The sequence below is a fragment of the Luteibacter sp. TLI7-4A genome, from assembly GCF_056754745.1.
This window is the reverse complement of record NZ_JBPGWO010000001.1, coordinates 3,723,602-3,735,976: the sequence shown is the minus strand read 5'-3', so window position 1 is coordinate 3,735,976 and position 12,375 is coordinate 3,723,602. Positions and strand designations below refer to the sequence as shown.

The 12,375-nt window shown below is 67.6% G+C and carries 12 protein-coding genes; 6 read left to right on the top strand and 6 right to left on the bottom strand.

Annotation, left to right across the window (positions count from 1 at the left end; all coding sequences use genetic code 11):
• Positions 1-48: 48 nt before the first annotated feature.
• Positions 49-774 carry a ComF family protein gene (locus tag ACR9Y6_RS16350; protein ID WP_481282242.1) on the bottom strand — a complete coding sequence of 242 codons (726 nt, stop codon included), beginning with the start codon at positions 772-774 and terminating at the stop codon, positions 49-51.
• A 15-nt stretch (positions 775-789) separates the two neighbouring features.
• Positions 790-993 carry a hypothetical protein gene (locus ACR9Y6_RS16345; protein WP_371022294.1) on the bottom strand — a complete coding sequence of 68 codons (204 nt, stop codon included), beginning with the start codon at positions 991-993 and terminating at the stop codon, positions 790-792.
• A gap of 136 nt (positions 994-1,129) precedes the next feature.
• Between ACR9Y6_RS16345 and bioB the strand changes: the two genes are divergently transcribed.
• The 5 genes from bioB to bioC are packed head-to-tail and all read left to right on the top strand — an operon-like array spanning position 1,130 to position 5,777.
• Entirely contained in the window at positions 1,130-2,140 is a 1,011-nt protein-coding gene (gene bioB / locus ACR9Y6_RS16340) for a biotin synthase BioB (protein ID WP_481282241.1), read from the top strand.
• A gap of 23 nt (positions 2,141-2,163) precedes the next feature.
• Entirely contained in the window at positions 2,164-3,357 is a 1,194-nt protein-coding gene (locus tag ACR9Y6_RS16335; RefSeq protein WP_481282240.1) for an aminotransferase class I/II-fold pyridoxal phosphate-dependent enzyme, read from the top strand.
• A gap of 28 nt (positions 3,358-3,385) precedes the next feature.
• Positions 3,386-4,123 carry a sulfurtransferase gene (locus ACR9Y6_RS16330; protein ID WP_481282239.1) on the top strand — a complete coding sequence of 246 codons (738 nt, stop codon included), beginning with the start codon at positions 3,386-3,388 and terminating at the stop codon, positions 4,121-4,123.
• Entirely contained in the window at positions 4,120-4,893 is a 774-nt protein-coding gene (gene bioH / locus ACR9Y6_RS16325) for a pimeloyl-ACP methyl ester esterase BioH (RefSeq protein WP_481282238.1), read from the top strand. Before ACR9Y6_RS16330 ends, bioH begins: the two co-directional genes overlap by 4 nt.
• On the top strand, positions 4,890-5,777 hold the full coding sequence (bioC, locus tag ACR9Y6_RS16320) for a malonyl-ACP O-methyltransferase BioC (RefSeq protein ID WP_481282237.1): 888 nt from the start codon (positions 4,890-4,892) through the stop codon (positions 5,775-5,777). The genes bioH and bioC overlap by 4 nt, the downstream gene beginning before the upstream one ends.
• A gap of 12 nt (positions 5,778-5,789) precedes the next feature.
• Here the strand turns inward: bioC and ACR9Y6_RS16315 are convergent, their stop codons facing one another.
• The 4 genes from ACR9Y6_RS16315 to ACR9Y6_RS16300 form a co-directional block, all read right to left on the bottom strand.
• A complete protein-coding gene (locus tag ACR9Y6_RS16315) occupies positions 5,790-6,653 on the bottom strand; it encodes a DUF72 domain-containing protein (protein ID WP_481282236.1) in 864 nt (287 codons plus the stop codon).
• Between the two features lie 45 nt (positions 6,654-6,698).
• Positions 6,699-7,247 (bottom strand): DNA-3-methyladenine glycosylase I, encoded by a 549-nt coding sequence (locus ACR9Y6_RS16310; protein WP_481282235.1) that lies wholly within the window; start codon positions 7,245-7,247, stop codon positions 6,699-6,701.
• 143 nt (positions 7,248-7,390) lie between these two features.
• Positions 7,391-8,350 carry a threonine ammonia-lyase gene (locus ACR9Y6_RS16305; protein ID WP_481282234.1) on the bottom strand — a complete coding sequence of 320 codons (960 nt, stop codon included), beginning with the start codon at positions 8,348-8,350 and terminating at the stop codon, positions 7,391-7,393.
• Positions 8,347-9,351 carry an aldose epimerase family protein gene (locus ACR9Y6_RS16300; protein WP_481282233.1) on the bottom strand — a complete coding sequence of 335 codons (1,005 nt, stop codon included), beginning with the start codon at positions 9,349-9,351 and terminating at the stop codon, positions 8,347-8,349. Before ACR9Y6_RS16300 ends, ACR9Y6_RS16305 begins: the two co-directional genes overlap by 4 nt.
• Positions 9,352-9,426: 75 nt before the next feature.
• On the opposite strand from ACR9Y6_RS16300, the gene pepN reads away from it, so the two are divergent.
• On the top strand, positions 9,427-12,075 hold the full coding sequence (gene pepN / locus ACR9Y6_RS16295; RefSeq protein ID WP_481282232.1) for an aminopeptidase N: 2,649 nt from the start codon (positions 9,427-9,429) through the stop codon (positions 12,073-12,075).
• Positions 12,076-12,375: the final 300 nt, after the last annotated feature.

The window sequence follows — 12,375 nt, the reverse complement described above, 5'->3', positions numbered from 1 at the left end:
CACCAGGTTGCGGTGACCTGGTGGGAGCCGACCTTGTCGGCGATGCTTCTAGCTTCCGCCATGGCTCGGCAGCGGCGTCCGTGCCAGTGCCCACACGTCTACCCGCTCGACGCCCACCGCCAACAATGCGCCAGCACACTCGGCGAGTGTCGCGCCCGTGGTCATCACGTCGTCGACGACCGCCACGTGCTTCTGCCGTGGCACGCGGCTCACCGCGAACGCGCCGCGCACGTTGTCCTGGCGTGCGGCCGCGTCCAGATCGGTCTGCGCGTCGGTCGTTCGCGCGCGTAGCAGCACGTCGTGCGCAAGCGGCAAGCGATAGCGGCGCGCCAGCGGCCGGGCCAGTTCCAACGCCTGGTTGTAACCACGGGCGCGCAACCGGCGTCCATGCAACGGCACCGGCACGATCAGTTCGGGCATGAGCGGTGGCGGCCCGGCTTCCATCCAGCACGCCGAAAGGACACGCCCCGCCGCGAGGCTTCCGCCGAACTTGAAGCGCATCTCAAGCGTGTCGAGTGGCCACGCGTAGGCAAAGGGCACCCACACATCCGCCCAGGGGCGGGGATGCCGCTGGCAGGCATCGCATTCCGGTGTCGGCTCGGCCAGGGGGAGCGCGCAGCGGCCGCACGACGACAGGTTGCCGATCAGCATGGACCGGCAACCCGCGCATAGTTCGAGTCCGCCGCGACCGGAGCCGGCGCAAAGCAGGCAACGCGGCGGCAGGATGAAGCGCCCCACCGACGCCAGTCGCTCCCTCCAGCGGAACGCGTCCATGCGCGGGATGGGCGGTTACGGTCGGCGGAACATGGCCGCGTCGACAATCGACCACAGGTGGATGATCCAGCCCAGCCAGATCACCCAGAGCACCGCGGCGAGCACGAACATGATCAGCGCCTTGAAGACGCGTCCCTGTACCAGCTGGCCCAGGCCCGGGATGAAGAAACTGCAGATCGCCGCAAGCACGTTGCCACTGCTGCCCTGTCCATCGCTCATCGGTCGCCTCCTCGTGGGATTCGAAGCCATCGTACGGCAGGGATGGCGCACCCGATGTCAACTTGCAAAAGGTCGTTAAGGTTGACAGTGGCGACCGGGATTTACACACTGCGCGCCTTCGCCCCGGGAACCCACCATGACCGCAGCCATCCGCCACGACTGGTCCCGCGAAGAGGTCGAGCACCTTTTCGCCTTGCCGTTCAATGACCTGCTCTTCACCGCGCAGACCATCCACCGGCAATACCACGATCCCAACGCGGTGCAGGTCTCCACCCTGCTCTCGATCAAGACCGGCGGCTGCCCCGAGGATTGCGCCTACTGTCCCCAGGCGGCGCGCTACGCCACCGGCGTGAAGGCCGAGAAGCTGATGAGCGTGGAGGCGGTCCTGGCCAAGGCGCAAGCCGCCAAGGACGCGGGCGCGAGCCGCTTCTGCATGGGCGCCGCGTGGCGTTCGCCCAAGGACCGCGACGTGGCCAAGGTGGCCGAGATCGTCAGCGCGGTGAAGTCGCTGGGCCTGCAGACCTGCGCCACGCTGGGCATGCTCAGCCAGCCGCAAGCCGATACGCTGAAGGCCGCGGGACTGGATTTCTACAACCACAACCTGGACACCTCCCCGGACTTCTACGGCGAGATCATCCACACGCGTGAGTACCAGGATCGCCTGGATACGCTCGAACACGTGCGCGAGGCAGGCCTGCGGACCTGTTGCGGCGGCATCGTGGGCATGGGCGAGTCGCGCGCGCAGCGTGCGGGCCTGCTGGCGACGCTGGCCAACCTGCCCGAGCATCCGGAATCGGTGCCGATCAACCGGCTGGTGCAGGTCGCGGGCACGCCATTGGCCGGCACCGAGGCGCTCGATCCGTTCGAGTTCGTGCGCAGCATCGCCGTCGCGCGGATCCTCATGCCCGCGTCCGTGGTGCGCCTGTCCGCCGGCCGCGAAAGCATGGACGACGCGTTGCAGGCGTTGTGCTTCGCCGCCGGGGCCAACTCCATCTTCTACGGCGAAAAACTGCTGACCACCGGCAATCCCGACGTCGAGCACGATCGCCGCCTGTTCGCACGCCTCGGCCTCAAGCCGATGGAAGTCGAGGTCGAGCCAGGCACGGTGCACGCCGACATCGTCGCGCACGACCACGCCGCCGCGTGAACCGGCCCGATCTCCGAGCGCGCATGGACGCCGCCCGGAGCGGACGCGCGCAGGCCGGCCTGCTGCGCCAGAGCCGCGTCTGCGACGTTCTTGGCGGCGACCGGCGTCTCGTCGGCGGGCGCGTGCTGGCGGATTTCTGCGGCAACGACTATCTCGGCCTCGCCGGCCATCGCCATCTCGTCGCCGCGTTCACCCGCACGGCCGCCGCCGAGGGTGTCGGCACCGGTGCGGCCCACCTCGTGGCCGGCCACCGCGGCGAGCATGCGGCCCTGGAGGAGGAACTGGCCGACTGGACCGGCCGCGAACGGGCGTTGCTGTTTTCCACGGGCGTCATGGCGAACCTCGGCGCCCTGCAGGCGCTGCTCGGCGCGGGAGCGACGCCCGTGCAAGGCCGGCCGGATGCCCTCTGCGTGCAGGACCGGCTCAATCACGCCAGTCTCATCGACGGTGCCCATCTGGCTGGCGCGGAACTGCGCCGCTATCCCCATGCCGACGCGCACGGCGCCGCCCGCCAGCTCGACGCCCGTCCCGGACTGCCGGCGCTGGTGGCCACCGATGGCGTGTTCAGCATGGATGGCGACGTGGCGCCGCTCGCCACGCTCGCCGCCGTCTGCCAGGAGCGCGGCGCCATGCTTTACGTGGATGACGCGCACGGCCTGGGCGTCATGGGGCCGCAGGGTGCGGGTTCGGTCGCTGCGGCTGGCCTCGGCGCCAGGGAGGTTCCCGTCCTCATGGGCACCCTGGGCAAGGCGCTGGGTTGCGCTGGCGCCTTCGTGGCGGGCGACGCGTCCGTCATCGAGGCGATCACCCAATTCGCCCGCACCTACGTGTATACGACCGCCATGCCGGCGGCACTCGCCGCCGCCACCCGGGCGGCCATACGCCTCGTGCGTACCGATCCCGAAGGCCGCCGTGACCGCCTGGCGGCGAACATCGGGCGATTCCGCGCCGGTGCCGCTCAACTCGGCCTGCGCCTGATGCCCTCGGCGACCGCCATCCAGCCCCTGCTCGTCGGTTCCGCCGGGGCCGCCATGGCCGCCGCCGCCGCGCTGGAAACCGCGGGATTCCTGGTCGTGGCGATTCGTCCGCCGACCGTGCCACCGGGCGGCGCGCGGCTGCGCATCACCCTTTCCGCGACGCATTCGCCGGAGCGGATCGACGCCCTGCTGGACGCGCTGGGCCGCTTGCCCCGTGCCCTGGAAAGCGCGGCCGTATAATGGGCGGTCACACCCGCCGGTCATGACGATGACGATCCTCAACATCTCCGCCTATAAGTTCGTCGGCCTCGACGACCTGCACGCCTTGCGGGCGCGGATCGTCGAACGCTGCGAAGCCCTCGCCCTCAAGGGCACCATCCTGCTCGCGCCCGAAGGCATCAACCTGTTCCTGGCCGCACCCTCCGATGCCGTGGCCGCCTTCATCGGCTGGCTGCGCGAGGACCCGCGCTTCGCCGATCTCGCGCCGAAGGAAAGCGTGTCCGACGCACCACCCTTCCGCCGGATGCGCGTGCGCCTGAAGAAGGAAATCATCACGATGCACGCGCCGGCCATTCGTCCCGCGGAGGGACGGGCGCCGCACGTGCTGCCGGCGGACCTCCGCCGCTGGCTCGATCGCGGTCACGACGACGCCGGCCGCGAGGTGGTCTTGCTGGATACCCGCAACGATTACGAAGTGGCCGAGGGAACGTTCGAGAACACCGTCGACTACGGCCTCTCCAGCTTCACCGGCTTCCCCGCCGCCGTCGCCGCCGACCGCGAGCGGTTCGAGGGAAAGACCGTGGTCTCGTTTTGCACGGGCGGCATCCGCTGCGAGAAGGCGGCCATCCACATGCGCGAGATCGGCATCGCGAACGTGTTCCAGCTGGAAGGCGGCATCCTCAAGTATTTCGAAGAGGTGGGTGGCGCCCACTGGCGCGGCGACTGCTTCGTGTTCGACGAACGCGGCGCGGTCGATCCGTCGCTCGCGCCGAGCCGGAAGGCATGAGCGGCCTGCACATCGAAACCCATGGAGCCGGCGCGACGCCGCTGGTGATGATCCATGGCTGGGCCATGCACGGCGGCATTCTCGCGCCACTGGTCGAGGCGCTGGCGGCACGCTACACGATGTACGTCGTCGACCTGCCGGGTCATGGCTATTCCCGCGATTCCGACATCCCGCTGGAACCGCTCGCCTGCGCGCGTGAGATCGTCGCCGCGACGCCACCGGCCACGTGGCTGGGCTGGTCGATGGGCGGATTGGTGGCCCTGGCCGCCGCCCTGGACGTGCCGGAGGCCGTGCGAGCGGTGGTCCCCGTCTGTTCCACGCCATGCTTCGTGCGCGGCGAGGATTGGCCACACGGCAACGACGTGGCCATGGTCCACCGCCTGGCAGCCGACCTCGAGGACGACTACATGGCCACCGTGGAGCGGTTCATCGCTCTGGAGGCCATGGGCAGCGCCGATCCGCGCGCCGAGGCGCGCCGGCTGAAGGAGGAAGCGTTCTCTCGCGGCGAACCCGATCCGCGCGTGCTGCTGGAAGGCTTGCGCCTGCTCGAAACCACCGACCTGCGACCGCGCCTGGCCGGGCTTCGCCAGCCCAGCCTCTGGATCGCGGGCCGCCGCGACCGCATTGTCCATCCCGAGGCGATGCGCTGGTCCGCCGGAGCGGCACGTGGTCGTTTCGCCGAGATCGCCCATGCCGGGCACGCCCCTTTCATCGGACACGCCGCCGCCGTGGCGGATGTCCTGACACAATTCACCGACGCAGACGCATGAGCGACTTCCACTTCGATCGACGCCAGGTTCGCCGCAATTTCGGGCGCGCCGCCGGCAGTTACGAAAAACACGACGCGCTGCAGCGCGAGGTGCAGTCCACCCTGGTCGACCGGCTCGACATCTACGAATCGGCGCCGGAAATCGTCCTCGATGTCGGCGCCGGCACCGGCCGTGGCAGCGCGGCACTGAAGAAGCGCTATCCGAAGGCGCAGGTGATCGCGATCGATCTCGCGCTGCCGATGCTGAAACAGGCCCGGCATAACGCGTCCTGGCTGAAGCCGTTCGGCCGCGTCGTCGCCGACGCGTACACCTTGCCCGTGCCTGACCACAGCGTGGACGTGCTCTTTTCCAACCTCTGTTTCCAATGGTGCGAAGACCTCCCCCGCCTGTTCGCCGAATGCGCGCGCGTGCTGAAACCGGGTGGGCTGCTCACCTTCTCCACGTTCGGCCCCGATACCTTGAAGGAGCTGCGTGCGGCCTGGGCAGAGGCCGACCAGCACGCGCACGTGGCGCGCTTCCTCGACATGCACGACATCGGCGACGCCATGCTGGCCCAGGGCCTGCGCGATCCCGTGCTTTTCGCCGAGCGCTACACGTTGACCTATCCCACTCCACGTGCGCTGCTGGATGAATTGAAGGGCCTGGGCGCGAACAATGCCGATGCCGACCGTCCTCGTGGCCTGACCGGTAAACAGCATTACAAGCGCATGCTCGACGCCTACGAGGCCATGCGCAGCGAGGGTGTCGTCCCCTCGACCTGGGAAGTGGTCACGGCGCACGCATGGGGACCGCCCGCCGGGCAGTCGCGGCGCGAAGGCGGTGGCGAGATCGCCAGCTTCCCGATCGAGAACCTGCGTGGCTCACGTCGCAAGACCCCGTTCTGACTCCACCCGGGATCAGAGCAACGCGGCCAGGGCGTGCGCGTCGCCCGGGGCCTTCACCTTGGCGTCGTTATCGAAGTAAACATAGATGTCGCGGGACGCGCGCCTGGGCGGCGCCGACCTGGCGATACGCGGGTCTCCGGCAGGCTGCGCGCCACGACGCCATGCGCGAATGCGGCGCGCCCAGTCGGCCAGGGCCGCCTCGCCGTACCCGCTTGCATACAGTTCCTCGTCGCCGTGCAGGCGCACGTAGACGAACGGCGCCGTGACGTCGAAATAACGCGGATACTTGCCCGCCGTATCCGCCACGACGAAAGCGATACCGTACTTGCGCAACAGGGCGATGAACGAGGGATCGACGAAGCTTTCGTTGCGGATCTCCACGGCATGGCGCAAACGGTGATTGCGAGCCACTTCAAGGAAGGGTTTGCGTTTCAGGTGTGCGTCATGCTTGCGACCAAGCCTCGCGGCGGCCTTCACGTGGGTCGGCAACGAGGCAAGGAAGGCTTCGAACCGCTCCGGTTCGAAGCGAAAGCTCGGCGGAAACTGCCAGAGGATGGGGCCCAGCTTCTCGCGCAAGGCGAGCACGCCCGAGGCGAAGAAATTCGCCAACGGCCTTTCGATGTCGCGCAGGCGCAGGGTGTGCGTGATGAAGCGCGGGCCTTTCACGGCGAAGACGAAGCCCCTGGGCGTGGCCTCGTACCAGGACTGGTAGCTTTCGGGCCGCTGTAACGAGTAGAACGAGCCATTCAGTTCGATCGTCGGAAATTGCCGCGACGCGTAGGCGAGTTCGTCCCGCTGGACGAGATCGGAGGGATAGAAGACGCCACGCCAAGGCGAGTAGCGCCAGCCGGAGATGCCGATGCGAGTGGTAGCCATGCCCCATGGCAACGCGCCGCCGGTGCAGCGATGGTGAACGCGGCGTCATCGATAGCGATGACAGCCGACGACATGGTCGTTGACCATGCCCACCGACTGCATCACCGCGTAGCAGATGGCCGTCCCGGCGAAACGGAAGCCGCGCTTGCGCATCGCCTCGCTCATGCGGTCGGAGGCCGGGCTATGCACTGGCACCTGCGCGTCAAGCCGCCACGCGTTCTTCTGCGGAGAATCGTCGATGAACGACCAAAGGTAGGCGGATAACGAACCCACATCGTCGATAACGCGCAAGCTTGCACGCGCGTTGCCGCGTATGGACTCGATCTTGAGGCGGTGCCGGATCACGCCGCGATCGCGCAACACGGTGGCGAGCTCCGCATCGGTCATCGCCGCGATGCGTGCGATGTCGAAACCATGAAAGGCGAGGTGGTAGGACTTCCGCTTGGCGAGCACCGTGCGCAAGGCCAGGCCCGCCTGCGATCCGCGCAGCACCAGCCATTCGAACAGACCACGATCGTCATGGACGGGCACGCCCCATTCGGTATCGTGGTAGACGCGCTCCGCGTCGCTGCGTTCGGCCCATTGGCAGCGCATCCGCCACCCCCGTATCTGCACTTGAGGAAGGGCGAGGATAGCCACGCGACGCAGGAGCCGATGTCCGCTCGTCGCCTTGACACACGTCCGCATGCGATGACCAGAAGCGGCGCGGGCGGCCGTCATCGTGTTGGGCGGCGCCGTCAGCGTGAAGAAGGACTCCACGGCAGCGCGTCCAGGTCCACGTTACCCCCGGTGAGCACCGCGCCGACGCGACGCCCGGCGAAGCGCGCGGGATAGCGCAGCATGGCGGCGAGCACCGTCGCACTGGAGACTTCGACGACGATACGCAACTCGGTCCAGAGCAACTTCATCGCCTCGACGCACTCCGGGTCGCTGACGCGCAACGCGACCACGCCATGATCGCGCAGGGCGTGGAAGTTGGGCTCGCCGATCAGCGTGCGCAAGCCGTCGCAGATCGTATCGGCCACGAACGGCCCTACGCGTTCATCCGCCTCGAGCGAGCGGGCGGCATCGTCGGCACCTTCCGGTTCCGCGCCGAACAGCGCGATAGCCGGATCGATGCCATGCGCCGCGATCGAGCAACCGGAAGCCAACCCACCGCCGCCGATGGGAAACAGGACGGTATCCAGCCCCGGAGCCTGGCGAAACAGTTCAGGCACGAGGGTGCCTTGCCCCGCCATCACCCGTGCGTCCGCATAGGGATGGACCAGGGTCGCACCGGTACTGGCCTGCAAGGCGGAGGCCAGCGCCTCGCGCGCCGCGGTTGTCGGCGCACACCGATGCACGGTCGCGCCGGCGGCGACGATCGCATCGACCTTCGTCTTCACGGCGCCCTCGGGAATCACGACGTGGGCGGGAATGCCGCGCGTTCGCGCCGCCATGGCCAGCGCGTTGCCGTGATTGCCGGAAGAATGCGTTACCACGCCGCGTGCCGCCTCCTCGTCGGTCAGCGACCACACGGCATTCGTCGCGCCGCGGAACTTGAACGCGCCACCGCGCTGGAGGTTCTCGCACTTGAACACGACGGGCGTGCCGACGAGGTCGTCGATGCGGTCGCTGCGCAGCACCGGGGTGACCCGGGCGTGTGGCGCGATGCGGGCCGCCGCGTCGCGAATGTCCGCGAAGCTGGGAAGGTTCACGCGTCGAACTCCACGCCGCAGACGAAGCGACGCTCCTGGCCCGGCGCCAGCGTGACGAGCGGCGCGCAATCGTCACGATTGAACGCATCCGGCATGCATTCCATCGGTTCGAGCGCCACCGACTTGCGCGCGTCCCGGTCGGCCGTGTCGGCGGTGAATACCAGCATGACGCCCTTCTCCTGCCACACGGCGATGCCCATGCCGGATTTCGGATCGCGCAGGCGTGTACGCGCCTTGCCATCGGAATCCAGCTGGAGGTCCGCGTAGGTGTGGTTCAGCTGCATGTCGCCGATGGCTTTCGCCCTGCGGAAATCCAGTCCGCGATCGGCCTTGTCGATGGCCTGCCAGGCCCGCGTTCCCGGCAAGGGGATGAAATCCTTGTCGGTGGCGATCACCTTGTCGGCCGGCACGTGCAGCTCCCAGCCTTCGATCGGGTTGTCCGACAGGCGGAAGTAGGGATGCCAGCCGAAGAAGGTCGGCGCGGCGTGTTCGCCCACGTTGCGCGTCTTCGCTTCCACCGCGAGGCCACGGTCGCCGAGCGTGAACGTCACGCTGAAATCCAGCGCGAACGGGTAGCCGGCGTTCGCCTCCGGACGGATGGCGTGGGTGACCAGGGTAACGGACGCCTTGTCGTCGTCGGCATGTTCGCGCTGAACGTCGAAGAGAACGCCGCGCAGGAAACCATGGCGGCTGGCGCGATCGGCGCCCACGGCACCTGGCTGCAAATCGTAGGTTTTTCCTTCAAATGTATACCGCGAATCGTTAACGCGGTTTGCGAACGGCGTCATGATCGCGAAGCGGGAGCCCTTGTGGCCGACGAGTTCCCGCTCGTCGCGAAAACCATCCGCGATATTGCGCTGCTCGTCGCGCCAGCATGTGCCGATCGACAGGACGGTGGCGCCACGCCGGGCGATACGGACCTCGCGGTCGGCGTCGGCATCGACCAGGACCACCAGCTCCTGGGCGCCGAGACGGGAACGCGTAACGCTGAAACGGGACATGGGAAACTTCCTTTTGACGATTCCGAGCGCATGTTAGCCTGCCTGCCTTACCAGACAACCGTTAGTAGTGCCGCCATGAGCGATCGTTCCGACGCCCCCACCTCCGTCATCCGCCTTGCCGACTACCGTCCCCCGGCATGGTCGGTCGAGCACGTGGCCCTGGAGTTCGACCTCGGCATCGATCGTACGGAGGTGGCCGCCACGCTCGACCTCGTTCGCCAGGCGGACGAGCCGATACGACTGAACGGCGAGGGCGTGGAACTGCTGTCGCTGGGCGTGAACGGGCGGACCCTCGCCGAGGGCGAGTACATCCTCGCCGATGGGGTGCTGGAAATAGCCGTCGACACCGACCGCTGTACCGTGACCACGCGGGTGGCCGTGCGCCCGGCGGAGAATACCGCCTTCGAGGGCCTGTACCTGTCCGGCAGCCGCGACCGCGGGTTCCTGCTGACGCAATGCGAGGCGGAAGGTTTCCGCCACATCACCTTCTTTCCCGACCGGCCCGACGTGCTGTCGCGCTACACCGTGACCTTGCGCGCCGACCGCGACCGCTTTCCGGTACTGCTCGCCGGTGGCAATCCCGATGGGGAGGGCGTGCTCGCGGATGGCCGCCACTGGGCGCGCTTCGTCGACCCGCATCCGAAGCCGAGCTACCTGTTCGCCGTGGTGGCGGGCCGCCTCGAGCGGATCAGCCACGACTACACCACCGCCGATGGCCGCGCCGTCGCCTTGCATATCTGGGCGGAAGCGGATGTCATCGATCGTTGCGAATACGCGATGGATTCATTGATCCGCTCGATGCAGTGGGATGAACGGGCGTACGGGCGCAACTACGACCTCGATGTCTTCCATGTGGTCGCCACGCACGACTTCAACATGGGCGCGATGGAGAACAAGGGTCTCAACATCTTCAATGCGAAATACCTGCTGGCGGACCCGGATTCGAGCACCGACGACGAGTATCGCCACGTCGAGGCGGTCGTCGCCCATGAGTATTTCCATAACTGGAGCGGCAACCGCGTCACCTGTCGCGACTGGTTCCAGTTGAGCCTGAAGGAAGGCCTCACCGTGTTCCGCGAGCAGAGCTTCTCCGCCGACATGAACTCGGCGCCGCTCAAGCGGATCGAGGACGTGGCCCTGCTCCGGCGCGCGCAGTTCCCCGAGGACGCCGGCCCCTTGTCGCATCCGGTGCGCCCCTCGCAATACAGCGAGATCAACAATTTCTACACCGCCACCGTCTACGAAAAAGGTTCTGAACTGGTTCGCATGCTCGCCGGCCACCTCGGCCAGGAAGGCTTCCGCAAGGGCATGGACCGTTACTTCGACAGGCACGACGGCCAGGCCGCCACGATCGAGGATTTCCTCACGGCGCTCGGCGACGCCAATGGTGTCGACCTGTCGCCGTATCTCGCCTGGTACGGGCAGGCGGGCACGCCACGGCTATCCGCCGAAGGGCGATTCGATGCCGCGCAACGGCGGTATCGCCTGACGCTCAGGCAACGCACGCCCGCCACCGCGGGCCAGACCGCGAAACAGGCACTGCCCATCCCCGTGCGCCTCTCGCTGTTCGACCAGTCGGGCAAGGCCCTGCCGCTTCGCCTCGAAGGCGAAGCCACCGCCGGTGCGACGGAACGTACCGTGGTGCTCGACAGCGCGGAACGCAGCTTCGTGTTCGAAGACATCGAAGCGGTTCCGGTTCCGTCGCTGCTGCGTGGTTTCTCCGCGCCGGTCATCCTCGAATGCGACTACGTTCCCGGGGAACTCGCCGTCCTGCTGCGCCACGATCCCGATGGCTTCAACCGCTGGGAGGCCGGGCAGCAACTGGCCGGGCTGGCCTACGACGACTGCCGGGACGGTAACGTCGAAGGCTCGGCCCTGCGTGCATGGACCGAGGCCCTGGCCCATCTGTTCAACGACAAGGGCGTGGACGATGCCCTGCTCGCCGAATTGCTGACGCCGCCGGGCGAGATCGAGCTGGTGGAACGCCAGGCGGAACGCGATCCGGACCGCATCCGCATCGCCCGGCAATCCATGTTGCGCATGCTGGCCCAGCGCATCGGTGCGGAGGCCCTGCGTGCCCGCTATGCGGCGCTGCGTTCGGAGACCACCGCGGCGCTGGATGCCCTCAGCCAGGCGCGGCGCCAGCTGAAGCGCAGGGTCCTCGATCTGTACGCCTTGATCCAGCCGGGCGAGGCGCGGGAACTGGCGCGGGCGCAATACGAGCAGGCACCCGGCATGACCGACCGTCTCGCGGCCCTGACCACGCTGGCCACGCTCGACGCCCACGCCGCCGAAGCGCCGATCGCGCATTTCCGCCAGCGGTACGACGGCAACGCGCTGGCCCTCGACAAGTGGTTCGCCATGCAGGCGTTGCTGCCCGGGGCCGACGCCCTGGCGCGGGTCCAGACACTGGAAGACGATCAAGCGTTCATGCTGAAGAACCCGAATCGTGTCCAGTCCTTGCTGGGCAGTTTTGCCCGGGCCAATCCCACCGGTTTCCATCGCGCGGACGGGGCGGCCTATCGCTGGTTGGCGGATCGCCTGGTCGCGATCGATTCGCTCAACCCACAGGTGGCGGCGCGGATCGCGACGGCGTTCAACGGCTGGAAACGGCTGGAGCCCGTGCGACGGGAGGCCGCGCATGCCGTGGTGGCCGAACTGGCCAGTCGGAAGGACCTGTCGCGGGATCTCACCGACATCCTCGCCCGGGTCGCCCTGGGCTGAGGAAGAAATGTGCGCGGTGTCTCAATGTGGGGGAGAAACTGACGCACCGCGTCACCAATTGCCGATTTGGAGCACCTCGTTGACGAAAAAGTCACACACGGTTCATTCCGACGGTGTAATGTTCGACCCAACGAAGAAAGCCGCGGCATAGCCGCGGCTCTTTGTGCCAGTCACTCGGTTTCTGGCGCCCGGCAGCACGGTCATCCTGGATTCCCCCTGTTCCTGAGACCGCCGGGCGCCAGATCTCATTCGAACCGAATGGGGCATCCCTGCCCACATCCCGCTTCCTTCCTCCGGCAC